Origin of the sequence: Micromonospora sp. WMMC415, from assembly GCF_009707425.1 — a bacterium.
Lineage (GTDB): Bacteria > Actinomycetota > Actinomycetes > Mycobacteriales > Micromonosporaceae > Micromonospora.
In genome coordinates, this window is record NZ_CP046104.1 from 5,738,550 (window position 1) to 5,762,372 (window position 23,823).

Here is a 23,823-nt window from a genome sequence, read left to right on the forward strand (position 1 = left end):
GTCCCAATCTCTCGAAAACTGTGAAGAATCAGCTGGTGCGGCCGGCGGCCTCGACCGCGTCGGCCCCGCCGCTCTCCCGGGCGCGGGCCGCGGCCCGCAACGTCTCGATCTCGCGTTCGAAGTCGGCGAGCGAGTCGAAGGACCGGTAGACGCTGGCGAACCGGAGGTAGGCGATCTCGTCCAGGTCCCGCAGCGGGCCCAGGATGGCCAGCCCCACCTCGTGGCTGGGGATCTCGGCGGCCCCCTTGGCCCGGACGGTCTCCTCGACCCGCTGCGCCAGCAGCGCGAGCGAGTCGTCGTCGACCGGGCGGCCCTGGCACGCCTTGCGCACCCCGCCGATGATCTTCGTACGACTGAACGGCTCGGTCACCCCGCTGCGCTTGACCACCGCGAGGACGGCCTCCTCGACCGTGGTGAACCGTTTGCCGCACTCCGGGCAGGATCGCCGCCGGCGGATCAACTGGCCGTCGTCGGCCTCCCGCGAGTCGACCACCCGGGAGTCGGGGTGCCGGCAGTACGGACACCGCATCGCCCGACCTCCTTCGTCGACCACGGGCCGCACCGCTCGACCTCCGGACACGCGTCGCCACGGCGGAGCCGTCCTCCGACGGTCTTCGCCGTGCTGGCGCTGGGAAGTGCGTTCGGTAGTCGAACCCAACCTGTAGGCGACTTACGCCCTTGTGACTACTACATCTAGGGGTCGACCGTATGCCGCCGACGATCTGAGGTCAAGTTGCCGGCGTGTCCGGCGCGTCACCCACGTCCGGGACCGCTCCCCTCTTCCCCGTCGCCCGGAAACCCAACCGCACGGGGGGCGCTCCGGTTATCGGCCGCCCGGTGGACCGACGCCGACGATCCGCCGAATTAGAACAGCCGTTCGACGCGACGTACCATTTATCAGAACACGAGTACGACCCGCGCGGATTTTCACCCCGACACGCCGAGCAACGTCGTACAGATGTTTGAAAATGACTGATCTCACCTATACGGTCATGAACGACGGACGCACGGCGGTTCTCCGCCATCGTCACCGCACCACCGCACGCACCACGAGCCGACGAGGCACCACAGCGCCGACCAGGGAGGACGGACGTGACCGAGGACCGGGCCAGCCGGCCGAAGAGCCCGCAGCAGATCACCGACGCGGGTGCGGCGGCCACGCGTCGCCGGGGCGCCGCGCGGAGCCGCACCGGCGCGCCCGCCGTACGCCCGGTCACCCCGGTGGTGAGCGCCTTCCCCGACCCCGCGACGGTCGACCTGACCGCCCGCCAGCGGCGGATCCTGGAGTTCATCCGCACCTGGGTCGAGCGGCACGGCTACCCGCCGAGCGTGCGGGAGATCGGCGAGGCGGTCGGCCTGGTGTCGCCGTCCAGCGTCGCCTACCAGCTCAAGGAGCTGGAGAAGAAGGGCTTCCTGCGCCGCGACCCCAACCGGCCGCGCGCGGTCGACGTCCGGGCCCCCAGCGACGTGATCGACGACGAGCTGGCCCGCTCGCAGCGCCCGACGCCGGCGTACGTGCCGATGCTCGGCCGGATCGCCGCCGGTGGCCCGATCCTCGCCGAGCAGGCCGTCGAGGACATCTTCCCGCTCCCCCGCGAGCTGGTGGGTGAGGGCGAGGTCTTCATGCTCCAGGTCAAGGGCGACTCGATGCTCGACGCCGCCATCTGCGACGGCGACTGGGTGGTGGTCCGGCAGCAGCCCACCGCCGACTCCGGTGACATCGTCGCGGCCATGCTCGACGGCGAGGCGACCGTGAAGACCTACCGGCGCCGCGACGGGCACGTCTGGCTGATGCCGCAGAACCCGGCCTTCGACCCGATCCCGGGCGACGACGCCACGATCATGGGCCGGGTCGTCGCCGTCCTGCGCCGCATCTGACGTCGGTCCCTCACGGGGAGCCCGACGGTCCGGGCCGTCGGGCGACCGGCGGGGGACGCCGGACCGGCGGCGGAGGACGCCGTCGCGGTGGTAGCTGTGGCCTAGTAGCGGTCGCCGTGGTAGCCGTGCCCGCCGCCGGGCACCTGCCCATACGGGCCGCCCCAGCTCTCGTCGGGGCCGTCCTCGCGACGCCGTCCGGCGCGCGGGTCGGGCCCGCCGCCACCGCGCCGGGGAGGTTCCGCCGGACCGCCGCCGTAGACGGCACCACCCGGGCCGCCGCCGTAGACCCCACCTCGGCCACCGCCGGCCGGACGGCCACCGCTGGGGGGCGGGCTGGCGGGCGGGCGACCACCGCCGGCCCCGGGTGGGTTGCCACCGCCGCCGTAGACGCCTCCGCCGGACGGGCGACCGCCGTAGACGGCACCGTCGGCGCCACCTGGGGGGCGACCCCCGCCGTACACGCCGCTGCCGGCCGGGGCGACACCCGGTCGACCCGCCTCCCGGCCGCGCCCCGCCCCGCCGGCCGCGCCGTACACACTCCCGCCGGCGGCGCCGCCGTAGACCCCGCCCCGCGACCGGTCGTCCGCGGCCGGGAAACCCTCGGCCGGGCCGCCGTCGTCGGTGCGCTCGTCGTCGTCCGGGCCCGCGACGGGGTTGCGACGGGCGCGCAGGATGCCGAACACTCCGGCGCCGACCATCGCCACACCGATCAGGCCCACCGCGCCGACCAGGTACATGATGTCCTGCAACGACAGGCTGTCGAACCACGACGCCTCGGCCGCCTTCTTCGGCTCGGCCGCGGCCGCGACCGGCTTGGCGCCCTGGGTCGACGGCTTGTACGCGAGGATGTCGACGGTCTCGCCCTCCTCCAGCTGCCCGCCCTCGGAGACGGTGAGGAAGGACTTGCCGTCGGGGCTGTACGAGATGGCCTCGCCGAACGGGTCGGCGAGCGGTGTCACCCGGGGCTCGGTGGTGGTGAGCGCCTTGACCACGTCACCGCCGGCGACGTCGTACTCGAAGGCGTCCGCGTACGTGCGCAGCACCACCCGGGAGCCGTCCGGGGAGCGGGCCGCGCCGGTGATCGCCGTCCGGCCGAGCACCCCGAGCCGGTTGTCAGTCTCCGTCTTGGGCAGCTCGACGTCGCCGACCTTCTTCATCGGCACCGGCGCGGTGTCGCCGCTGCGCAGCTCCCCGTCCGGGGTGAATATCTCGGCCTTACCGGAGGTGACCTTGGTGATGATCAGCGGGTTGCCGTCGTCGCCGATGACCAGCGCCTCGGCGTCACGCGGCTTGCCGTCCGGGTACGCCAGGCGGTGCAGCGTCGCCGGCTTGCCGCCGCCGACGGGCAGGGTCCACACCGCCACGCGCTCGCGGCGCTGCCGGCTGGTCACGTTGTCGCCGGTGTCGGCGACCCAGAGCGTCCGGCCGTCCGGCGAGAGCGCCAGGTCCTCCGGGTCCGCCGGGCCGCCGCCCGAGTAGCGGACCGGATCCTTGGCGATCTTGCACTTGGTGTCCAGGAAGAAGATCCGCTTGCGGCTGTCCACCTCGGTGCCATCGTTGATCACGACGTAGCCGGTCTTGACGGCGACCAGACCGGAGAGCTCGACGAGCCGTTGGTCGGTCACGGTGCAGCGCTTCTGGCCCGCCGCCTCGGCCGGTGCCGGGGCGGCGGCCAGGACGGCACCGGTGACTGCCACGGTCGCCCCCAACAGGCTGAGGGCACCCGTGACCGAGGTGAGAACGCGGCGCATCCTCACAGTGTCGCACGCCGACGACACGACTCCGTGCGCCTGGACGGGCCAGGGCCCGTCCAGCCGATCATCCGTCGGCCGGCGGCAGGTCCGGCCGACGCCCGGCGGCGTCCGGACCTCGCCTCGGCTCGACAAGATCGGCAGGCCGGACCCTAGGAGCGCGGGCCGACGGGCTCCGCCGCCTCGAAGGGAGCCAGCTCGGCGGCGAGCGCCTCGCCGACCCGGACGTGCAGCAGGGTGCCCTCGGGCAGGTGCGCGGTGCTCAGCACCTCGCCCTGCCGGTGTACACGGGCCACCAGGTCCCCCCGGTCGTACGGCAGAACCGCGCGGACCTCGACGGCCGGGCGGGGCAGCCGGCCCTCGACCGCGGTACGCAGATCCTCGACACCGCGACCGGTGTGCGCGGAAACGAAGATCGCCTCCGGCCACAGCCGCTTGAGCCGCAGCAGGGTCTCCTCGTCGGCCGCGTCCGCCTTGTTGACCACGAGCAGCTCGGGCAGCCGGTCGGCGCCCACCTCGGCGAGCACCTCGCGGACCGCGCGGACCTGCTCCTCCGGGTCCGGGTGGGTGCCGTCCACCACGTGCACGACCAGGTCGGACTCGGCGACCTCCTCCAGCGTCGAGCGGAACGCCTCGACGATCTGGTGCGGCAGGTGCCGGACGAAACCGACCGTGTCGGACAGGGTGTAGACGCGCCCGTCGGACGTGGTGGCCTTGCGGGTGGTCGGGTCCAGCGTGGCGAAGAGCGCGTTCTCCACCAGCACGCCGGCCCCGGTCAGCCGGTTGAGCAGGCTGGACTTGCCGGCGTTGGTGTAGCCGGCGATGGCCACGGCCGGCACGGCGTTGCGGGCCCGACGGGCGCGCTTGGTCTGGCGTACCGTCTTCATGCCCTTGATCTCCCGGCGCAACCGGGAGATCCGGGTACGAATCCGGCGCCGATCGGTCTCCAGCTTCGTCTCACCGGGACCGCGCAGACCCACGCCGCCGGCACCGCCGGCACGAGCGCTACCACCGCTCTGGCGGGACAGCGTCTCACCCCAACCGCGCAGCCGCGGGAGCAGGTACTCCAACTGGGCCAGCTCGACCTGCGCCTTACCTTCCTTGCTCTTCGCGTGCTGGGCGAAGATGTCCAGGATCAGCGCCGTCCGGTCGACCACCTTGACCTTGGTGCGCTGCTCCAGGTTGCGCAGCTGGGACGGGGAGAGCTCACCGTCGCAGATCACCGTGTCGGCGCCGGTCGACAGCACGACCGCGCCCAGGTCGTCGACCTTGCCCCGGCCGACGTAGGTGGCCGGGTCGGGGCGGTTGCGCCGCTGGATCAGCCCCTCGAGCACCTGCGAGCCGGCCGTCTCGGCCAGCGCCGCCAGCTCGGTCAGCGAGTTCTCCGCGTCGTCCTGCGTGCCCTCCGTCCAGACCCCCACCAGGACGACCCGCTCCAGCCGCAGCTGGCGGTACTCGACCTCGGTGACGTCGGTGAGCTCGGTGGAGAGGCCGGGGACCCGCCGCAGCGCCTGCCGCTCCGACAGCTCGAACTCGCCGGTGGTGGCGTCGAGCTCGTCATCCTCGAACGGCTCGAAGGTCTCCTGGTCTCGCAAACTCACTACTCCTGTCCGTTTGGTCACGTAGGAAGCAATCCTGACATGTGCCAACGCCGGACGCACCCGCTATATGCCCGAGGCCGTACCCGCCGGTAGCGGGGCCGCGTGCCGGCCGACCTGCCCCGGAGAGTAGAAATGCGGGCAGCCGTACAGCGTCGACGGAGGGATCTGCGTGGCCATCACCCGACTGCCGAGTGCCGGATTCTCGATCACGATCCGGATCGCGGTCCCGGCGGACGCCTCGTCCATCGGACGACTGACCACGTCCGTCGGGGAGGCCGGGGCGATCGTCACCGCGCTCGACGTGGTCGACTCCGACCCCACCCACGTGATCGTCGACCTGACCTGCGACACCGCCGACGCCAGCCACGCCGACCAGGTGGTCGACGCGCTCACCGCGATGGACGACGTCGACGTCCGCAAGGTCTCCGACCGGACGTTCCTGCTGCACCTCGGCGGCAAGATCGAGGTCAGCTCGAAGGTCGCGCTGCGCACCCGCGACGAGCTGTCCCGCGCGTACACCCCCGGGGTGGCCCGGGTCTGCCAGGCGATCGCGGAGAACCCGGCGGACGCCCGGCGGCTCACGATCAAGCGCAACACGGTCGCCGTGGTCAGCGACGGCTCCGCCGTGCTCGGCCTGGGCAACCTGGGGCCGGCCGCGTCGCTGCCCGTGATGGAGGGCAAGGCGGCGCTGTTCAAGCGCTTCGGCGGGGTGGACGCCTGGCCGGTGGTGCTCGACACGCAGGACACCGACGAGATCGTGTCGATCGTGAAGGCGATCGCGCCCGCGTACGGCGGCATCAACCTGGAGGACATCGCGGCGCCGCGCTGCTTCGAGATCGAGGCGCGGCTGCGGGAGGCGCTGGACATCCCGGTCTTCCACGACGACCAGCACGGCACCGCGATCTGCGTCCTGGCGGCGCTGACCAACGCGCTGCGCGTCGTGGGCAAGCAGCTCGCGGACGTCCGGGTCGTGGTCTCCGGCGCCGGCGCGGCCGGCACCGCGATCATGAAGCTGCTGCTGCGGCAGGGCGTGGGCGACATCATCGCGTACGACCGGCAGGGCGCCCTGCACCGCGGGATGCCGAACCTCAACCCGGCCTGGGAGTGGCTGGCCGACCACACCAACAAGGAGAACTACTCCGGTGACCTGCCGGGGGCGATCCGCGGGGCGGACGTGTTCATCGGTGTGAGCGCGCCGAACCTGCTGACCGGCGATGACATCGCCGCCATGGCGAAGGACGCGATCGTGTTCGCGCTCGCCAACCCGGACCCGGAGGTGGACCCGCGGGAGGCCCGCAAGCACGCCGCCGTGGTCGCCACCGGCCGCTCGGACCAGCCGAACCAGATCAACAACGTGCTGGCCTTCCCCGGCGTCTTCCGGGGCATGTTGGACGCGCACGCGGAGGAGTTCACCGAGGAGATGGCGATCGCCGCCGCCCGGGCGATCGCCGACGTCGTCGGTGAGGACAAGATCAACCCGACGGTCATCGTGCCCAGCGTCTTCGACAGCCGGGTCGCTCCCGCGGTCGCGGCGGCGGTCCGCGCCGCCGCCCAGAACCCGTCGGCAACCCCACCCCCGGCAGCCGACCCGGGCCCGGCCGACCTCCCGGAGATCGCCGCCAACGCCAGCGCCACCCCGTAACCCGAAACCCCGGCCCCCGATCTGCGCCTTCCGGGCCATCGAGGCACAAAGTGCACGATCGCGGGGACGAGGGTCGGGACCGGTGGGATCAGGTCAGGGCCGCAGGGGTCACCTCGCCCGTCGCGACCAGGACCGCCGGGCCCGCGAGCCAGCAGGTCTCGTCGGTGATCGTGACCGCCAGGCGGCCGCCCGGGACGTCGACCGCCACCACGCCGGTGTTGCGGCCCGCGTCGCGCAGGGCGACCGCGGCCACGGCGCAGGCGCCGGTGCCGCACGAGAGGGTCTCGGCGCTGCCACGTTCGTACACCCGCATGAGGACGTGGCCGTCCGTGCCGTCGACCGGGTCGCCCGGCGCGGTGAACTCGACGTTCACCCCGGCCGGGAAGACCGCCGGGTCGACCTGCGGCGCCTGGGTGAGGTCGAGCGCGGTCAGGTCCAGGCCGGCCGGCAGCGCGCAGACCAGGTGCGGGTTGCCGACGTCGACGGCCGTGCCCGGCAGCGTCAGCCCGCCGAGGGCGGCGGTCGACGTGTCGTACAGCCGGGGACGGCCCATCTCGACCGCCACCCCCGCCCCCTCGACGCGCGCCCGCACGAGACCGGCCCGGGTGGCCACCGGCAGCACCGCGCCGTCGGGTGCGGCCAGCCCGGTCTCCAACAGGTAGCGGACGAACACCCGGGCGCCGTTGCCGCACATCTCGGCGAACGAGCCGTCGGAGTTCCAGTAGTCCATGAACCACTCGGCCTCGTCGGCCAACGCGGCACCCTCGGGGTGCTTCGCCGCCCGGACCACGCGCAGCACGCCGTCACCGCCAATGCCACGCCGCCGGTCGCAGAGCCCGGCCACCAGGCCGGGCGTGAGATCCAGCGCGCCGTCCGGGTCGGGCAGGATCACGAAGTCGTTGCCGGTGCCGTGCCCCTTGGTGAACTCCACATCCCCATCATCGCGCAGCGCCGGCGACCACCCGCAGGGCATCCGCCACCAGCCCGGGCGACGCCGAGTCGAGCCACCGGACCCGCGGGTCACGCCGGAACCACGACCGCTGCCGGCGGACGAACCGCCGGGTGGCCCGGATCGTCTCCTCGTACGCCTCGGTCTCGGTCAGCTCGCCGGCCAGGAACCGCAGGACCTGCTGGTAGCCGAGCGCCCGGCTGGCCGTACGCCCCTCGGGCAGGCCGCGACCGACCAGCTCGCGGGTCTCGGCGACCAGGCCGTCGGCCCACATCCGGTCGACCCGCAGCGCGATCCGCTCGTCGAGCGGCGCGGTGTCCAGGTCGACGCCGACCTGCACCGACGGGTAGTACGGCGTGGGCTCGGGCAGCGACGCGGTGAACGGCGCGCCGGTCAGCTCGATCACCTCCAGCGCGCGGACGATCCGCCGTCCGTTGCCGGGCAGGATGCTCGCCGCCGCCTCCGCGTCGGCCTCGCGCAGCCGCGCGTACAGCGGAGCCGGCCCGACCTGCGCCAGCTCCGCCTCCAGCCGCTCCCGGACCGCCGGGTCGGTGCCCGGGAACTCGAACTGCTCCAGCACCGCCCGCACGTACAGGCCGGAGCCACCGACCAGCAACGGCACCCGTCCCCGGGCGAGGATGTCGTCGACGGCCGCCCGCGCCAGCCGCTGGTACTCCGCGACACTCGCCGGCTCCGTCACGTCCCAGATGTCCAGCAGGTGGTGCGGCACCCCCTCCCGTTCGGCGACGGTGAGCTTGGCGGTGCCGATGTCCATGCCCCGGTAGAGCTGCATCGAGTCGGCGTTGACCACCTCCCCGTCGAGCGCGTGGGCGAGAGCGATGCTCAGCGCCGACTTGCCGGCCGCGGTGGGCCCGACCACCGCGACCACCGCGCCGACCGGCGGACGGCTGCCACCGGCCCCGACCGGCCCGGTCACGCCGGCTCCCAGGAGGCGACGAGGTAGGCCACGCCGTAGGGCGCCGCGTCGTAGGTCACCTCGCCCCGCCAGTCGCCGCCGGCCGCGCGGACCGCGCCGGCCAGCACCTGCCAGGGCGCGCGGCCGGCGACCCTCAGCTCGGCCGACAGCACCGGGTCGAGGTCGAGCAGGGCGTCGGCGTCCGCGGCGGCCAGGGCCCGGGCGACCCCCTCGTCGTACGGCTCGGCGCGCGGGTCGTCGTAGCCCGGGGACTTCTCGCCCCGGCAGGCCGAACCGTCCCCCATGACCAGCAGCGCGGTGCGGTGGTCGCCCCGGCGGAGCAGCTCCGAACCGAGGTCCACGCAGCCGGACACGGGCTCGTCGACCGCGACCGCCTCGGCGGACCGGGGCAACGCGGTGCCGGACCGGCCGACCAGCCACGCCCCCAGGGTCAGGCTCAGCGGGAGGCGCTCGGCGCCGGCACCGTCGGTCCGCCCCAGCGGGACGCTCCGGTCCACCCCGTAGCCCCGCAGCGACCCGCGGTCGGAGGCGCCGAACGTCGTCGTCGCGGGCCCGCCGCCCACGAGGACGATCTCGTCGGGCCCGGCGGCGAGGAGCCGGGCCACGGCGGCGTCGCAGGCCGTACGGAGGTCGTCCAGCTCGGGCGCGGCGGCCCCGGCCACCTCGGGAACGAGCAGGGGCGGGTGCGGGCAGACGGCGGCGGCGACCAGAGGCACCTGGTCACCGTAGCGGGGCCACGGCGGGCGCGGCCGGGTGCCCGCCGATCAGTCGGACGGGCCCCCGCCCCGGGCGACGATCCCGCTCTGCGCACCCCGAGCGGCCACCTCCGGTCGTCCCGCAACCGTCGTCGGGGCCGATCGACGGGTCTGGACCGTACGGATGATTCCGACACTCACCCTCCGACGGGAGCGCGCGGGCGGTAGGACACCGTATGGTCACGGTCGGCGATAGGCGCTCGACGGGAACGGGGGCGCACCTGTGACAATGCCGGGGAGAAACTTGGCTGCGCCGTGGCGGTGCTCGCGGGACTGACCCGCGACGCCGGGAGAACGAGGATGGGCACATGAGCGACTGGACTGCCTTCGGACGGGTGGACGCGGACGGCACCGTGTACGTCAAGACCGCCGAGGGCGAGCGGGTGGTCGGTTCCTGGCAAGCAGGAGCACCGGAGGAAGGGCTGGCCCACTTCGCCCGTCGCTTCGCCGACCTGGTGACCGAGGTGGATCTGACCGAGGCTCGGCTCAACTCGGGCGCCGCGGACGCGGCTCACTCGCTCAGCACGATCCGCCGGCTGCGCACCTCGCTGGCCGAGGCGCACGTCGTCGGCGACATCGACGGGCTGGCCGCCCGGCTGGACCGGCTCGCCGGCGTCGCCGAGGAGAAGGCCGGCGAGGCCCGGGCGGCCCGGGACGCCGCCCGCACCGAGGCGCTCGCCCGCAAGACGGCCCTGGTCGAGGAGGCCGAGAAGCTGGCCGCCGAGTCGACCGGCTGGAAGACCGCCGGGGATCGGCTCAAGGAGATCCTCGACGAGTGGAAGACCATCCGCGGGGTCGACAAGAAGACCGACGGCGAGCTGTGGAAGCGGTTCGCGGCGGCCCGGGACGGCTTCACCCGCCGGCGTGGCGCCCACTTCGCCTCCCTCGACGCGCAGCGCAAGCAGGCGCAGGCGGTCAAGGAGGAACTGGTCGCCGAGGCCGAGAAGCTCCAGGACTCCACCGACTGGGCGGCCACCGCGGGCCAGCTCAAGGACCTGATGAACCAGTGGCGGGCGGCACCGCGCGCCTCGAAGGAGGCCGAGCAGCGGCTCTGGGAGAGGTTCCGGGCCGCGCAGGACGCGTTCTTCTCCCGGCGCAGCGAGGTCTTCTCCGCCCGGGACAACGAGCAGCGCGCCAACCTGGAGCGCAAGCAGGCGCTGCTGGCCGAGGCCGAGGCGCTGGACGTCGACGGCGACCCGAAGGGTGCCCAGGCCAAGCTGCGGGAGATCCAGGCGCAGTGGCACGAGGCCGGGCGGGTGCCCCGGGAGGCGGCGGCGGGCCTGGAGCGGCGGCTGCGTGCCGTCGACGAGAAGGTCCGCGAGGTGATGGACTCGGCGTGGCGGCGCACCAGCCCGCAGGACAACCCGCTGCTGGCCCAGATGCGGGCGCAGGTCGCGGAGGCAGAGGAGCGGCTGGGCCGGGCCCAGGCCGCCGGTGACGCCCGCCGGATCCGGGAGGCCGAGCAGGCGCTGGCCTCGAAGCGGCAGTTCCTCCAACTGGCCGAGCAGGCCGGCTGACGTGATCGAGCCGGAAGCCCCGGTCCCGTGACGGGACCGGGGCTTCCGCCGCTTTGGCTCTTGGGGTCAGCCAGGTCGCGCACCGCGGCGCGGCGCCGGCCCGCTCGGTCAGTGGGCGGCGCAGCCGCCGGTCGCGGCGGGTGCCGGCGCCGGCGCGCCAATCGTGGGCAGGCCGAGCAGAACCCCGGGGGTACGCGGCGCACGCCCCGCCTCGGCGGCGTCCCCGGCCCGGGTGCGCCGGTGCGCGAGCGGCTCGCCGTCGGCGTTCAGGTGGTGCGGGGCGGCGTACGTCACGACGGTGTGCACGATGTCGCCGGGGCGGATCCGCCCGGCGAGCGACCCGACGTCGAAGTGCACCAGGCGGCCGTCCCGGGCGCGCCCGGACATCCGGCCGGTGCGCTCGTCCTTACGCCCCTCGCCGACCGCGACCAGCACCTCGACGGTCTCCCCGACCAGCCTCCTGTTCTCCGCCCAGGTGATCTCCTCCACCGTGGCGATCAGCCGCTCGTACCGCTCCTGCACGACCTGCTTGGGCAGCTGCCCGTCCATGGTCGCGGCGGGGGTGCCGGGACGCTTCGAGTACTGGAAGGTGAACGCCGAGGCGAACCGGGCCTCGCGCACCACGTCGAGGGTGCGCTCGAAGTCGGCCTCGGTCTCGCCGGGGAATCCGACGATGATGTCGGTAGTGATCGCCGCGTCCGGCATCGCCGCCCGGACCTTCTCGATGATGCCCAGGTACTTCTCCGAGCGGTACGAGCGGCGCATCGCCCGCAGCACGTCGTCGGAGCCGGACTGCAGCGGCATGTGCAGCGAGTGGCACACGTTCGGCGTCTCGGCCATCGCGGCGATCACGTCGTCCGTGAAGTCCTTCGGGTGCGGGCTGGTGAACCGGACCCGCTCCAGCCCGTCGATGTCACCGCAGGCGCGCAGCAGCTTGCCGAACGCGTACCGGTCGCCGAACTCGACGCCGTACGAGTTGACGTTCTGCCCGAGCAGGGTCACCTCCAGCACGCCCTCGTCGACCAGGGCGCGGACCTCGGCGAGGATGTCGCCGGGGCGGCGGTCCTTCTCCTTGCCGCGCAGCGAGGGCACGATGCAGAACGTGCAGGTGTTGTTGCAGCCGACCGAGATCGACACCCAGCCGGCGTACGTCGACTCGCGGCGGGTGGGCAGGGTGCTCGGGAAGACGTCGAGCGATTCGAGGATCTCCACCTCGGCGGCGGTGTTGTGCCGGGCCCGCTCCAGCAGCACCGGCAGCGACCCGATGTTGTGCGTGCCGAAGACGACGTCGACCCAGGGCGCCTTGCGGACGATCTCGCCGCGGTCCTTCTGGGCGAGGCAGCCGCCGACCGCGATCTGCATCCCGGGGTGCCGGTCCTTGACGGGGCGCAGATGACCGAGGTTGCCGTAGAGCCGGTTGTCGGCGTTCTCCCGCACGGCGCAGGTGTTGAAGACGACCACGTCGGGGGTGTCGTCGGCGTCGGCCGCGCGCACGTAACCGGCCTGCTCCAGCAGGCCGGAAATGCGCTCGGAGTCGTGCACGTTCATCTGGCAGCCGTACGTGCGCACCTGGTAGGTGCGCGGGCTGCTCGCCGCTGCGGTAGTCATGACGTGGACAGCGTATCCGGACAGCCCGGATGGGCCGGAATCGAGGAGGAGCCGTGTGCCGGAGCATCAAGACCCTGCGTGAGCCGTTCACCCCGGCGGTGACCGACGCGGACATCCAGGCCGCAGCGTTGCAGTACGTCCGGAAGATCTCCGGGTTCCGCGCGCCGGCCGCCCACAACGCCGCGGCGTTCGACGCCGCGGTAGCCGCGGTCGCGACGGCCACCGCGACCCTGCTGGACCAGTTGGAGGTACGGAACCGACGCACCCCCACACCCAACTGAGCTTGCTTGCGCCTCAGGCGGCGGCGAGCGCGGGGAGCACCGAGTCGGGGGCCCAGCGCGAGCGGTGGCAGCGGGACCAGCCGCGACAGCCCGGGTTGGCCTCGGTGCAGAGCCGCTGGTTGCTGAGGACCTCGCCGTCGTCCGTCTCGCGGACGTCGAAGTGCACCGGGCGGATCGTGCCGTCGGGGGCGACGAGCAGGTGCCGGGTCTCGTCGAGTGTGTCGTCGCGCAGCACGCAGTTGCGGTTGAGCAGGCGGGCCAGGGCCGCGACGCTGGGCAGCTCGGCCAGGGTGTCGGGCACCCCGTAGCAGTCGACGATCGTGGCGAACTCCCCCGGCGCCTGCCAGATGTCGCAGACCACCGCGTACCGGGGCAGCCGCATCGGGTCGGCCACCGCCAGGGGCATCACCACCCGGCCGAGCGCCTCGGCCAGCGCCGGCCAGACCTCCGCCGGCCGCACCTGGTCGATTCTCCAGTTCCACAGCTCGGTCATGCCGCCTCCTCGCTGTGCTCGTCCCACCGGCCTCCGGATCGGGCCTTACTGACGATGGTGGGGTGCATTTGACCTCAGCCGGGGGCAAGTTACCGGTCTGTGACCATTCCGGGCAAAATTTCCTCGGGCCCCATTGCTCCGAGTAGCGGGAAGGTGACAGTTTATCGGGTATGGTGCCGCGCCAGGCACTCGACACGGGGTCAGCGGAGGACGAGAAGGTGCTCGCTCCGGGGAAGCAGTTCGCCGATCACCGTGGCACCGGGCAGCTCGCCCGCGACGAGCAGGCCGCCCGAGGTCTGCGCGTCGGCCAGCAGCAGACGGTCCGCCTCTCCGGTCGCGCCGAAGTCGGTCCACGGCGTGACCCAGTCGAGGTTGCGGCGGCTGCCCCCGCTGACGTGGCCGTCCCGGACCGCCTCCCGGGCACCGGCCAGGTACGGCACCCGGGTGGTGTCGATCGCCACCGTCAGCCCGCTGGCCCGGGCGAGCTTCGACGCGTGGCCGAGCAGCCCGAAGCCGGTGACGTCGGTGCCGCACCGGACACCGGCCGCCACCGCCGCCCGCGCGGCGTCCCGGTTCAGCGTGGTCATCGTCGCGACCGCCTCCGGGAAGCTCTCCCCGGTGGCCTTGTGCCGGGTGTTGAGCACACCGACGCCGAGCGGCTTGGTCAACGACAGCGGCAGCCCGGCCCGACCGGCGTCCAGCGTGATCAGATCGTCCGGCCGGACGGTCCCGGTCACCGCGAGGCCGTACTTGGGGCCCTCGTCGTCGACGCTGTGGCCGCCCGCGAGGTGGCAGCCGGCGTCGCGGGCGACGTCCCGCCCACCGCGCAGCACCTCCCGGGCCAGCTCCAGCGGGAGCACCTCCCGTGGCCAGCAGAGCAGGTTCAGCGCGACGAGCGGGGTGCCGCCCATCGCGTACACGTCGGAGAGGGCGTTGGTGGCGGCGATGCGCCCCCAGTCGTACGCGTCGTCGACGACCGGGGTGAAGAAGTCGGCGGTGCTGACCACGCCCGTACGCTCGTCGAGCCGGACCACGGCGGCGTCGTCGCCGTGGTCGAGACCGACCAGCAGATCGGCCGTGCCCGGGGTCGGGCCGAGGCCCGCCACCATCGCCTCCAGCTCGCCCGGCGGGATCTTGCAGGCGCAGCCGCCGCCGCGGGCGTACCGGGTCAGCCGGACCGGTTCGGTCATCCCCACATGATCTCCGTCGCGGCCGGTGACCGCCAGCCGAGCGGTCAGAAACGGACTCCCGGCACGTCCCGCCAACGGTGTTACCGCTCCGTGACCAACTGAGTTGCATTCCGCCACATCACCCCGCCTACAGTGGCCCAACCGGGGGTCATCCGACCTCGGCCGCGCGACGACAGGGACGGTGGACGACGTGACGACGGGCGAACCGCTCATCGTGCTGGACTCGGTCAACAAGTGGTTCGGGCCGCTGCACGTGCTGGACGACGTCTCACTGTCGGTCGGGCGCGGCGAGGTGGTCGTGGTGATCGGCCCGTCCGGCTCGGGCAAGTCCACGCTCTGCCGGACGATCAACCGGCTGGAACCGATCAACTCCGGGACCATCACCTTCGACGGGCAGGCGCTGCCTGCCGAGGGCAAGGCGCTGGCCAAGCTGCGCAGCGAGGTCGGGATGGTCTTCCAGTCGTTCAACCTCTTCGCGCACAAGACCATCCTGGAGAACGTCACCCTGGGGCCGCTGAAGGTCCGCAAGGAGAAGCCGTCGGTCGCCCGTGAGCGCGGCCTGGCCCTGCTGGACCGGGTCGGCATCGCCAACCAGGCCGACAAGTTCCCGGCCCAGCTCTCCGGCGGCCAGCAGCAGCGGGCGGCGATCGCCCGCGCGCTGGCCATGCAGCCCAAGGCGATGCTCTTCGACGAGCCGACCAGCGCGCTCGACCCGGAGATGGTCGGCGAGGTGCTGGACGTGATGACGTCCCTGGCGCGCGACGGCATGACGATGGTCGTCGTCACCCACGAGATGGGCTTCGCCCGCCACGCGGCCAACCGGGTCATCTTCATGGCCGACGGCAAGCTGGTCGAGGACGCTCCGCCGACGGAGTTCTTCGCCAATCCCCGCAGCGAGCGGGCCAAGGACTTCCTCTCCAAGATCCTCACGCACTAGGCGTCCGTATGTGGAGCAACGCCGTCCCCCGGTGGGCTCCGTTCAAGAAGGAGAAGAGTATGCGTATCAAGCGCGTGGCGGCGGTCGCCGCGGTCGCCGCCCTCTCGTTCGCGATGACCGCCTGCGGCGGCGACAGCGAGACGGGCTCCGGCGGTTCGGGCGCCAGTGGCATCGTGGGCAAGGCCGAGGGCCAGAAGAAGCTCGTGATCGGCGTCAAGGCGGACCAGCCCGGCCTGGGCCTGCAGACCGGCAGCCAGTACGAGGGCTTCGACGTCGAGATCGCGAAGATCATCGCCAAGGGCCTGGGCGTCGAAGAGGGCAACATCGAGTGGAAGACCACGGTGTCGGCCAACCGCGAGCCGTTCATCCAGCAGGGCACGGTGGACCTGGTCGTGGCCACGTACACGATCAACGATGAGCGGAAGAAGAAGGTCAACTTCGCCGGGCCGTACTTCATCGCCGGCCAGGACCTGCTGGTGAAGGCCGACTCGACCATCACCGGCCCGGAGCAGCTCGACGGCAAGACCGTCTGCTCGGTGTCCGGCTCCACCCCGGCCAAGCGGATTCAGACCGACTACCCGAAGGCCAAGCTGCAGCAGTTCGACTCGTACTCGAAGTGCCTGCCGGGCCTGGAGAACGGCCAGGTCGACGCGGTGACCACCGACGACATCATCCTCGCCGGCTACGCCGCCCAGGATCAGTACGCCGGCAAGTTCAAGGTGGTCGGCAAGACCTTCTCCGATGAGCCGTACGGCATTGGCCTCAAGAAGGAGGACAAGACCGGCTGCGAGAAGGTCAACGAGATCCTGAAGGCCGCGGCGGCCGACGGCAGCTACAAGGCCGCGTGGGACAAGACCCTGGGTAAGAGCGGCAAGGCCGCGCCCGAGCTGGACACCACCAAGCTGACCAACTGCGGCAGCGTCTGACCGGTTCCGGGGCCGGCATCCCACGTGGATGCCGGCCCCGGCCTGTCACCCCCGCCTCGACGCCACAGGAGCCGAAGCATGCACGTATTCGCTGATCCGACGAACTTCGACGCGTACCTGTCGGGCTTTCTCTGGATTTTGAAGCTGACCGGCGCGTCGGCGGTCTTCGCCCTGGTGATCGGCGTGCTGCTGGCCGCGATGCGGGTGTCCCCCGTGCCGGTGCTGCGGGGCTTCGGGGCGGCCTGGGTCAACATCTTCCGCAACACCCCGCTCACGCTCGTCGTGTTCTTCTGCTACTTCGGTCTCTTCTCGACGCTGGGCCTGAGCCTCGCCGAAGACCTCAACCTGAACAATTACTGGCTCGGCGTAATCGGTCTCTCCGTCTACACCGCCGCGTTCGTCTGCGAGGCCGTGCGCTCCGGCGTCAACACCGTACCGACGGGCCAGGCCGAGGCGGCCCGCGCGATCGGGCTGACCTTCGCCCAGACGCTGCGGATCGTGGTGTTGCCCCAGGCGACCCGCTCGGTTATCGCGCCGTTCGGCAGCATCCTCATCGCCCTGTGCAAGAACGCCACGATCGTCGGCACCATCGGCCTGATGGAGTCCTCCAACGTGATGAAGGACCTCATCAACAGCAACGGCGACGCGGTCATCCCGATCTTCCTGGTCTTCGCGGGGACCTTCGCCGCGATCCTCATCCCCACCGGCTACTTCTTCGGCTGGCTGGCCAACCGTCTGGCGGTGAAGCGCTGATGAGCACCAGCTCCGTCCTCTACGACCACCCGGGGCCCCGCGCCCGCGTCCGCAACCGGGTGCTCAGCGTCGTCTTCGGCATCGGCGTGGCCGTGCTGCTCTGGTGGATCTACTCGAAGTTCGACGAGGCCGGCCAGTGGGAGGCCGCGCTCTGGAAGCCGTTCACCGAGCCGGCGACCTGGACCCAGTTCATCCTGCCGGGCCTGTGGGCCACGCTGAAGGCGGCGGCGGTCGGCATGGTGCTCTCCCTCGCCTTCGGCATCATCTTCGCCGTCGGCCGCCTCTCCGACCACTGGTGGATCAGCGTCCCCGCCGGTGCGGTCGTGGAGTTCTTCCGGGCCGTCCCGCTGCTGCTGATGATCTTCTTCGTCTTCTACGGCGTGCCGTTCCTGATCCAGGGGCCGGTGAGCGCCTTCTGGGCGGTGGTCATCGGGCTGACCCTCTACAACGGGTCGGTGCTCGCCGAGGCGTTCCGCGCCGGCATCCGGTCCGTGCCCGGCGGTCAGTCCGAGGCCGCGTACGCGATCGGCATGCGCAAGAGCCAGGTCATGCAGCTCATCCTGATCCCGCAGGCCGCCCGGGCCATGCTCCCGATCATCGTCAGCCAGCTCGTGGTGCTGCTCAAGGACACCGCCCTCGGCTACATCGTGGCCTACCCGGAGCTGCTCCAGCGCGGCGTCAACGACCTCGCGGCCAACAAGGGCAACATCGTGGCGGCGGCGATGGTGGCGGCTGTCATCTACATCGTGATCAACTCGCTGCTCACCGCCCTCGCCGGCTGGCTCGACCGGCGAAGCCGCGCCCGCGGCTTCCGGATGCCGAGACAGACCCGCCGTGACCTGGCTCCGGACTCGGCACCCGAGGGCGGGTCCACCGTCACCGAGCCGCAGGGCTGAGGACGCCCGCCCGGGCTGCCCCTACCGGTGGGGGCAGCCCGGCGACGTCGTCCGGACCGCGTGCCGATGGCCGCTGCGATCGCCCCGCCGCGATAAGCCGGCCGCCGGTAGCAGCGACGAGCGGGTGAACCGGCTCAGCGGGCGATCTCGGTGACGCGGGACTCGCGGACCACGGTGACCCGGATCTGACCGGGATAGGTCAGCTCCTCCTCGATCTGCTTGGCCACGTCCCGGGCCAGCACGGCGGCGCCGATGTCGTCGACGTCCTCCGGCTTCACCATCACCCGGATCTCCCGGCCGGCCTGCATGGCGAAGACCTTCTCCACGCCGAGCTTGCCGGCCGCGATCTCCTCGATCCGCTCCAGGCGCTTGACGTACGCCTCGAGGCTCTCCCGCCGGGCACCCGGGCGGCCGCCGGAGCACGCGTCGGACGCCTGCGTGAGCACCGCCTCGATGGTCTGCGGCGGCACCTCGTTGTGGTGCGCCTCGATGGCGTGGACGACGTCCTCGCTCTCGCCGTACTTGCGGGCGACGTCGGCGCCGATGATCGCGTGACTGCCCTCCACCTCGTGGGTGAGCGCCTTGCCGATGTCGTGCAGGAACGCGCAGCGCTTGATCGTCGGCACGTCCAGCCGCAGCTCCGCCGCCATGGTGCCGGCGATGTGGGCGGTCTCGACGAGGTGCTTGAGGACGTTCTGCCCGTACGACGTGCGGTAGCGCAGCCGACCGAGCAGGGTGACCAGCTCCGGGTGGATCTCGGTGATGCCGACCTCGACCAGGGCGTCCTCGGCCGCCCGCTGGCAGAGCTGCTCCACCTCGTGCCGGGCCAGGTCGTAGACCTCCTCGATGCGGTGCGGGTGGATCCGGCCGTCCAGCACCAGCTTCTCCAGCGTGAGCCGGCCGACCTCGCGACGCACCGGGTCGAAGCAGGAGAGCAGCACCGCCTCCGGGGTGTCGTCGATGATCAGGTTGACGCCGGTGACCGATTCGAAGGCCCGGATGTTGCGCCCCTCGCGGCCGATGATCCGGCCTTTCATCTCGTCGCCGGGCAGGTGCAGCACGCTGACCACGCTCTCCGCGGTCTGTTCGCTGGCGACCCGCTGGATGGCGTCCACGACGATGTGGCGGGCGCGGTCCTCGGCGGTGCTGCGCGCGTCGGACTCGATGTCCCGGACCAGCAGCGCGGCCTCCCGCTTGGCCTGCACCTCGATCGCCTCGATCAGCTCCGCGCGGGCGGCGTCCGCGGTCAGCCCGGCTACCCGCTCCAACTCCCGGCGACGGTGCTCCTCCGCCAGCGTCAGCTCCACCTCCCGCTGGGCGAGGGCGGACTCGCGGGCCGCGAGAGCGGCGCTGGCGGCGCTGAGCTGCCGCTCCCGTTCGGCGAGCCGCTCCACCTCCTCGGTGTGCATCCGCTCCCGCTCGTCCATCCGGGCGGCCCGGCGCTCCACCTCGGCGGCCTGCTCCCGGGTCGTCGCGGCGAGGACCGCGACCTCCCGCTCACCGCTGCGCCGCGCGGTGGTTCGCAGCTGCTCGGCGTCGGCCTCGGCCTGCTTGTGGGCCCGCTCCAGGATGGTGTCCGCCTCGGCCCGAGCGTCGTCGAGCACCCGGCGCGCTTCCGCCCGCGCGGCTTTCGCCTCCGCCTTGGCGGCCGCCGCCTCGGCCCGTGCCGCCGCGGCGGCCGACTTCGCCACGTCGATCGTGCTGTTCGCCTCGTCCGCCGCCGAGCGGAGCGCGGCGAGGGACTGCTCCTGGCGGTCCTTCTCAGCGATGAAGGCCGGGTCCTCCGGGGCCGGCGCCGTCCCGAGCCGCCGCACCACGCGGACGCCGAGCAGCACCGCCCCGAGCACGACCAGCGTCAGCACCAGGACGGCCACGAGGAGGACGACGTCGAAAGGGCTCATGCCACACCCCCGCCGGCCCGTGCCGCGACCGGCGCCGATGAGGATCCGGGAGCCCTTCGGCCCGTCCAGGGGCCGTTCTCCTCCACGACCTCCCACGCTCGGGACGGCACGGCGGCAGCTGCGGAAGACCGTGCGCCGGGCCCGCCGGCCCGCGTGCTCATGCCGGTCTCCCTGGTGACACCTGCCGCCTAGCCATGGCGCGCCTCCCCTGAACGTCGCGCCGCAGGCACGTGCCGGTGGGCACGCTCCTGCGGCTCTGGACGCCCGACCGGAGCGGCTGGCCATGGGTAGCGCTCCCCGCCGGCGGTGCCCGGGCGGCATCGTCGGCGGTCACGTGCAGTTGTCACGTCGGCTCCGGACCGGCCCGTCCGGAGCTGACAGCAGGACCGACTGGGTCGGCCAAAGTGATGCTGTTCTGTTACGCGATCTATGTTGTGCGCTTAGCCTGCGCTGGTCGGGCAATGTGAGCCTGTATGGCGAGGCTAGGTCTCCGGGGGCGGTCTGGTCAAGAACTCATGATCAAACCCCCCGAACGGAGAGAATCTGCGAGGCGACTCTCCGCTGATCAGAGGCAGGACAGCGGCGGACAAACGCGGACACGCCGCCGGGCCGTTCCGGCCGGTCGAGGCGGGTTGGTGACAGCCGGCGCCGCCAGCCGTCGGTTGCGGGCGGGGCCGCTGGCGTACGCCGGTCAGTCGAGTGTGCGGCTCTCCCGGTCAAGATCACCCTCGGCGTCGGCGAGGGCGTCCTCGTCGATATGGTCGGCGAACTCGGCCGCCTCGGCGCTCTGCGCCGCGAGGGCGTCCTTCACCGCGCGGATCGCCACCCCCGGCGAGTAGCCCTTGCGGGCCAGCATGCCGACCAACCGGCGGAACACCGCGTCCGGCTCACCCCGTGCGGTGCGAAGCTTCCGCTCCGCCAGGGCGCGGGCGGTCTCGGCCTCGGTCTCGTCGTCCAACTCGCCGAGCGCCGCCTTGGCGGCGTCCCCGTCGACGCCACGCTGGCGCAGCTCGGTGGCGAGCGCCCGGCGGGCGAGACCCCGGCCGGCGTGGCGGCTGGAGACCCAGGCACGGGCGAAGGCGGCGTCGTCGATGATGCCGACCTCGTCGTACCGGTCGAGGACCGCCGAGGCGACCTCCTCGGAGATGCCCCGCTTCGCCAGCGCGCCGGCGAGCTCGGCACGGGTGCGCGGGCGTACGGCGAGCTGACGCAGGCAGATCTCCCGGGCCACCTCGGCCTCGTCACGGGGCGGAGTGACCTCGGCATTGGTCTCGGTGGCCCGGCCACGGCGACCCCGGCGCGGTGCGGGGGTCGTGGCGTCCCCCGTGCGGGGCGGGCCGGCGTCCCAGCCTCGCCCCGTACGGGCGCGTCGTGATGCCACGGGTCAGGATCAGAAGTCGACCGGCGGCAGCTCCGGGCCACCGGCGGCGTCGCCCGCACCGATCCCGACGCCGAGCTTCTCCAGGATCTTCTTCTCGATCTCGGCGGCCACGTCCGGGTTCTCCCGGAGGAACTCGCGGGCCTTCTCCTTGCCCTGGCCGAGCTGGTCCCCGTCGTACGTGTACCACGCGCCGGACTTGCGGATGATCGCCTGCTCGACGCCGACGTCGATCAGCGAGCCCTCGCGGGAGATGCCCTTGCCGTACATGATGTCGAACTCGGCCTGCTTGAACGGCGCGGCGACCTTGTTCTTCACGACCTTGACCCGGGTGCGGTTGCCGACCACGTCGGTGCCGTCCTTGAGGCTCTCGATGCGACGCACGTCGAGCCGGACCGAGGCGTAGAACTTGAGCGCCCGACCACCGGTGGTGGTCTCGGGACTTCCAAACATGACGCCGATCTTCTCGCGGAGCTGGTTGATGAAGATCGCCGTCGTGCCGGTGTTGTTGAGCACACCGGTCATCTTGCGCAGCGCCTGGCTCATCAGCCGGGCCTGGAGACCCACGTGGCTGTCGCCCATCTCGCCCTCGATCTCGGCGCGCGGCACCAGCGCGGCGACCGAGTCGATGACGATGATGTCGAGCGCGCCGGAGCGGACCAGCATGTCCGCGATCTCCAGCGCCTGCTCGCCGGTGTCCGGCTGGGAGACCAGCAGGGCGTCGGTGTCGACGCCGAGGGCCTTCGCGTACTCCGGGTCGAGCGCGTGCTCGGCGTCGACGAAGGCCGCGATGCCGCCGGCCCGCTGGGCGTTCGCCACCGCGTGGAGGGCGACGGTGGTGTTGTGTGAGAGCACCCCATTGGCGAGGAAGCTGTGGGTTCCCGGCAACATGACGTCGAAGGTCGGCTGAGCGCCAGCGTCGACGACCTCGACCACCTCCTCGTAGGTGTACCTGGAGGTCGCGAGATGCCGAAGGTGCGCCACGATGGCTCTCCCTGACGCCGACAGGCGCGCCTGCCGCCGTTCCCCCCACTCGACGATTTTCATCAGCCGGGTGCGGGAGCAGGCCAGACCGAAGTCCGTACGGAAGAGGTCGCCTGCGATTCGGTCGAACTCCCGATCACCCCCACAGTCGTCACGAAGATCCTGGATGAGTCCCTTGAGATGCGGGGCGTTCTCGAACTGGGCATCGCGCTTACTGACTTGGAAGCAGCGCTCAACCTGCGCGCGGCGCCGCGCGGAGCGGAACCCGACCTCCGCGAGGAACCGGTGCGCAACGGACGGGTTGACCGTGACGGTCCAGTAGTCGCGCTGGTACTTCTCGTTCCACTTGGCGGAGACGGTGTTCGGGATGTTGAGCCCGTAGAGCAGCAACTGAACCTCGCGGGCCAGTTGCTCGGAAGCGGTGCCGAGCCCGATCGTGGAACTCTCGTCGATCCACCCGTCGCCCTCGAACAGCGCCGACAAGAACGCGCGCTGCATCTTGTGGCCAGCGGTGCGCACCCGGTAAGGGACGCTCTTGCCGTGTGCCGTCACGTAGTCGAGGCCGTACTCCTCCGCAAGGCGCTTGCGGAACTCCCCGCCCGAGACGACGAACTCCTTGTTGTCGTAGTTGCGGACCTCGACACCGAACGTCTGCTCCATGAGGCGGCAGTACTCACCGCTCACCTCGGGATCCCAATTGGTGAACCGGACGCTGTGCTCGTAGCCGAGTGAGCCCTCGGCGACGAGATAGCCCAGGATCACGGCCTCGTCCTCGGAGAGGCCATCGCCGAGGGCCGCCTCCGAAGCACCGAAGGTGGCCGACACCAGGAAGTCGCCAGGACGGATGCTGCCGACGGTGCGCCAGGCGATGAATCCCCGCTCGGTGATCACCCGCAGCGGGTGGTTCTTTGTCGCGGTCACGGTGCGCCCGGAACGCAGCCCGAGCTTGATCACCCGCTTGCGGTTGTTGTGGGTCAGTGCCGCTACCGGTTCGAGCTCACCCCGCTCGTTGACCATCCGCACACCGAGGTCGCGGATGTCGGTGACCCGACTCGTGCAACTCACCGGCTGGCCACAGCGCGCGAAGAGTTCCTCGACGGTCTCGAGTCCGCGGTCCGTCCAGAGGTGCGTATCAGCGGTGAGGCACTTACCGCTGGACTCCGGGCCGTAGATCTCGACGACCCGGCCGCGGGGCAGGCCGCCCACGCCGAGCGCCACGTCGAGCGCGATGGAGCCGGTCGGGACCACCGCGGTCTGGATGACCGGGCGCTCGCCCAGCCGCATCACCGAGCCCTTGCCGAACTGCTTGTCGATCTGAGCGAGAGCAAGGTCGAGTGCCTTCTCCCGGTCTGGCGCTGCCGCCATCGTTGCCACCCCTGCCTTCGCCGGCGTCTTTGCTGAGCTTCGCGTCACGCGGACACGCTAGGCGCTGGGTCCGACAGAAAA

Annotated in this window: 20 protein-coding genes and 1 pseudogene; 8 read left to right on the plus strand and 13 right to left on the minus strand. The window is 72.0% G+C overall.

Translation table 11 applies throughout. The features are described from left to right. Window positions 1-28 precede the first annotated feature (28 nt). The gene (gene nrdR / locus GKC29_RS26900) at window positions 29-529 is read right to left on the minus strand and encodes a transcriptional regulator NrdR (protein WP_155333470.1); all 501 of its coding nucleotides are present in this window, start codon (window positions 527-529) and stop codon (window positions 29-31) included. Between the two features lie 563 nt (window positions 530-1,092). Here nrdR and lexA point away from each other — a divergent pair. Continuing rightward, window positions 1,093-1,878 (plus strand): transcriptional repressor LexA, encoded by a 786-nt coding sequence (gene lexA, locus GKC29_RS26905; protein ID WP_155333471.1) that lies wholly within the window; start codon window positions 1,093-1,095, stop codon window positions 1,876-1,878. A 101-nt stretch (window positions 1,879-1,979) separates the two neighbouring features. On the opposite strand, the gene GKC29_RS26910 is transcribed toward lexA, so the two are convergent. Together GKC29_RS26910 and hflX are read right to left on the minus strand one after the other, a co-directional pair. Further along, window positions 1,980-3,629 carry a hypothetical protein gene (locus GKC29_RS26910; protein WP_155333472.1) on the minus strand — a complete coding sequence of 550 codons (1,650 nt, stop codon included), beginning with the start codon at window positions 3,627-3,629 and terminating at the stop codon, window positions 1,980-1,982. Between the two features lie 152 nt (window positions 3,630-3,781). Beyond that, window positions 3,782-5,224 carry a GTPase HflX gene (hflX, locus tag GKC29_RS26915; protein WP_155334363.1) on the minus strand — a complete coding sequence of 481 codons (1,443 nt, stop codon included), beginning with the start codon at window positions 5,222-5,224 and terminating at the stop codon, window positions 3,782-3,784. A gap of 175 nt (window positions 5,225-5,399) precedes the next feature. Between hflX and GKC29_RS26920 the strand changes: the two genes are divergently transcribed. Beyond that, complete coding sequence (locus GKC29_RS26920; protein WP_155333473.1) at window positions 5,400-6,872, plus strand: NAD-dependent malic enzyme; 1,473 nt, start codon at window positions 5,400-5,402, stop codon at window positions 6,870-6,872. A gap of 88 nt (window positions 6,873-6,960) precedes the next feature. Here the strand turns inward: GKC29_RS26920 and dapF are convergent, their stop codons facing one another. From dapF to GKC29_RS26935, 3 genes are read right to left on the minus strand one after another with little or no spacing between them, the layout of a single operon-like run. Continuing rightward, window positions 6,961-7,803: a diaminopimelate epimerase gene (gene dapF / locus GKC29_RS26925; protein ID WP_155333474.1), complete on the minus strand. Its 843-nt coding sequence runs from the start codon at window positions 7,801-7,803 to the stop codon at window positions 6,961-6,963. Between the two features lie 7 nt (window positions 7,804-7,810). Continuing rightward, window positions 7,811-8,770 (minus strand): tRNA (adenosine(37)-N6)-dimethylallyltransferase MiaA, encoded by a 960-nt coding sequence (gene miaA / locus GKC29_RS26930; RefSeq protein WP_230689121.1) that lies wholly within the window; start codon window positions 8,768-8,770, stop codon window positions 7,811-7,813. Further along, the gene (locus GKC29_RS26935) at window positions 8,755-9,474 is read right to left on the minus strand and encodes a class III extradiol dioxygenase subunit B-like domain-containing protein (RefSeq protein ID WP_155333475.1); all 720 of its coding nucleotides are present in this window, start codon (window positions 9,472-9,474) and stop codon (window positions 8,755-8,757) included. Before GKC29_RS26935 ends, miaA begins: the two co-directional genes overlap by 16 nt. 347 nt (window positions 9,475-9,821) lie before the next feature. Here GKC29_RS26935 and GKC29_RS26940 point away from each other — a divergent pair, with 347 nt between their 5' ends. After that, complete coding sequence (locus tag GKC29_RS26940; RefSeq protein WP_155333476.1) at window positions 9,822-11,030, plus strand: DUF349 domain-containing protein; 1,209 nt, start codon at window positions 9,822-9,824, stop codon at window positions 11,028-11,030. 108 nt (window positions 11,031-11,138) lie between these two features. On the opposite strand, the gene miaB is transcribed toward GKC29_RS26940, so the two are convergent. Beyond that, entirely contained in the window at window positions 11,139-12,638 is a 1,500-nt protein-coding gene (gene miaB, locus GKC29_RS26945; protein ID WP_155333477.1) for a tRNA (N6-isopentenyl adenosine(37)-C2)-methylthiotransferase MiaB, read from the minus strand. A 53-nt stretch (window positions 12,639-12,691) separates the two neighbouring features. On the opposite strand from miaB, the gene GKC29_RS26950 reads away from it, so the two are divergent. Then, window positions 12,692-12,919, plus strand: coding sequence for a DUF2277 family protein (locus GKC29_RS26950; RefSeq protein ID WP_155333478.1), 228 nt, complete (start codon window positions 12,692-12,694; stop codon window positions 12,917-12,919). Window positions 12,920-12,932: 13 nt separating this feature from the next. On the opposite strand, the gene GKC29_RS26955 is transcribed toward GKC29_RS26950, so the two are convergent. Beyond that, window positions 12,933-13,412 carry a hypothetical protein gene (locus tag GKC29_RS26955; RefSeq protein WP_155333479.1) on the minus strand — a complete coding sequence of 160 codons (480 nt, stop codon included), beginning with the start codon at window positions 13,410-13,412 and terminating at the stop codon, window positions 12,933-12,935. 200 nt (window positions 13,413-13,612) lie between these two features. Continuing rightward, window positions 13,613-14,602 (minus strand): selenide, water dikinase SelD, encoded by a 990-nt coding sequence (gene selD / locus GKC29_RS26960; RefSeq protein WP_155333480.1) that lies wholly within the window; start codon window positions 14,600-14,602, stop codon window positions 13,613-13,615. Between the two features lie 181 nt (window positions 14,603-14,783). Between selD and GKC29_RS26965 the strand changes: the two genes are divergently transcribed. From GKC29_RS26965 to GKC29_RS26980, 4 genes are all read left to right on the plus strand, one after another. Continuing rightward, entirely contained in the window at window positions 14,784-15,539 is a 756-nt protein-coding gene (locus GKC29_RS26965; RefSeq protein WP_155333481.1) for an amino acid ABC transporter ATP-binding protein, read from the plus strand. A 59-nt stretch (window positions 15,540-15,598) separates the two neighbouring features. Further along, the gene (locus tag GKC29_RS26970) at window positions 15,599-16,465 is read left to right on the plus strand and encodes a glutamate ABC transporter substrate-binding protein (RefSeq protein WP_155333482.1); all 867 of its coding nucleotides are present in this window, start codon (window positions 15,599-15,601) and stop codon (window positions 16,463-16,465) included. 78 nt (window positions 16,466-16,543) lie between these two features. Next, window positions 16,544-17,218 carry an amino acid ABC transporter permease gene (locus GKC29_RS26975; RefSeq protein ID WP_155333483.1) on the plus strand — a complete coding sequence of 225 codons (675 nt, stop codon included), beginning with the start codon at window positions 16,544-16,546 and terminating at the stop codon, window positions 17,216-17,218. Next, the gene (locus tag GKC29_RS26980; protein ID WP_155333484.1) at window positions 17,218-18,114 is read left to right on the plus strand and encodes an amino acid ABC transporter permease; all 897 of its coding nucleotides are present in this window, start codon (window positions 17,218-17,220) and stop codon (window positions 18,112-18,114) included. The genes GKC29_RS26975 and GKC29_RS26980 overlap by 1 nt, the downstream gene beginning before the upstream one ends. Window positions 18,115-18,248: 134 nt before the next feature. On the opposite strand, the gene rny is transcribed toward GKC29_RS26980, so the two are convergent. The 4 genes and pseudogenes from rny to GKC29_RS30215 all read right to left on the minus strand — a co-directional run. Beyond that, window positions 18,249-20,015 carry a ribonuclease Y gene (gene rny, locus GKC29_RS26985; RefSeq protein ID WP_155333485.1) on the minus strand — a complete coding sequence of 589 codons (1,767 nt, stop codon included), beginning with the start codon at window positions 20,013-20,015 and terminating at the stop codon, window positions 18,249-18,251. A 691-nt stretch (window positions 20,016-20,706) separates the two neighbouring features. Beyond that, entirely contained in the window at window positions 20,707-21,396 is a 690-nt protein-coding gene (locus tag GKC29_RS26990) for a regulatory protein RecX (protein WP_155333486.1), read from the minus strand. A 9-nt stretch (window positions 21,397-21,405) separates the two neighbouring features. Then, window positions 21,406-23,550, minus strand: coding sequence for a recombinase RecA (gene recA, locus GKC29_RS26995; protein ID WP_230689122.1), 2,145 nt, complete (start codon window positions 23,548-23,550; stop codon window positions 21,406-21,408). After that, window positions 23,530-23,742 (minus strand): annotated as a pseudogene (locus tag GKC29_RS30215) (DNA recombination/repair protein RecA); the annotation flags it as partial. The gene recA and the pseudogene GKC29_RS30215, both read right to left, overlap by 21 nt. Window positions 23,743-23,823 lie beyond the last annotated feature (81 nt).

Excerpts from the sequence above, each read along its gene's own strand:
- GKC29_RS26940 (WP_155333476.1), top strand. The coding sequence starts at position 9,822 with ATGAGCGACTGGACTGCCTTCGGACGGGTGGACGCGGACGGCACCGTG.
- GKC29_RS26955 (WP_155333479.1), bottom strand. The coding sequence starts at position 13,412 with ATGACCGAGCTGTGGAACTGGAGAATCGACCAGGTGCGGCCGGCGGAG.
- GKC29_RS26970 (WP_155333482.1), top strand. The coding sequence starts at position 15,599 with ATGCGTATCAAGCGCGTGGCGGCGGTCGCCGCGGTCGCCGCCCTCTCG.
- rny (WP_155333485.1), bottom strand. The coding sequence starts at position 20,015 with ATGAGCCCTTTCGACGTCGTCCTCCTCGTGGCCGTCCTGGTGCTGACG.
- GKC29_RS26910 (WP_155333472.1), bottom strand. The coding sequence starts at position 3,629 with ATGCGCCGCGTTCTCACCTCGGTCACGGGTGCCCTCAGCCTGTTGGGG.
- selD (WP_155333480.1), bottom strand. The coding sequence starts at position 14,602 with ATGACCGAACCGGTCCGGCTGACCCGGTACGCCCGCGGCGGCGGCTGC.
- nrdR (WP_155333470.1), bottom strand. The coding sequence starts at position 529 with ATGCGGTGTCCGTACTGCCGGCACCCCGACTCCCGGGTGGTCGACTCG.
- miaB (WP_155333477.1), bottom strand. The coding sequence starts at position 12,638 with ATGACTACCGCAGCGGCGAGCAGCCCGCGCACCTACCAGGTGCGCACG.
- GKC29_RS26980 (WP_155333484.1), top strand. The coding sequence starts at position 17,218 with ATGAGCACCAGCTCCGTCCTCTACGACCACCCGGGGCCCCGCGCCCGC.
- GKC29_RS26975 (WP_155333483.1), top strand. The coding sequence starts at position 16,544 with ATGCACGTATTCGCTGATCCGACGAACTTCGACGCGTACCTGTCGGGC.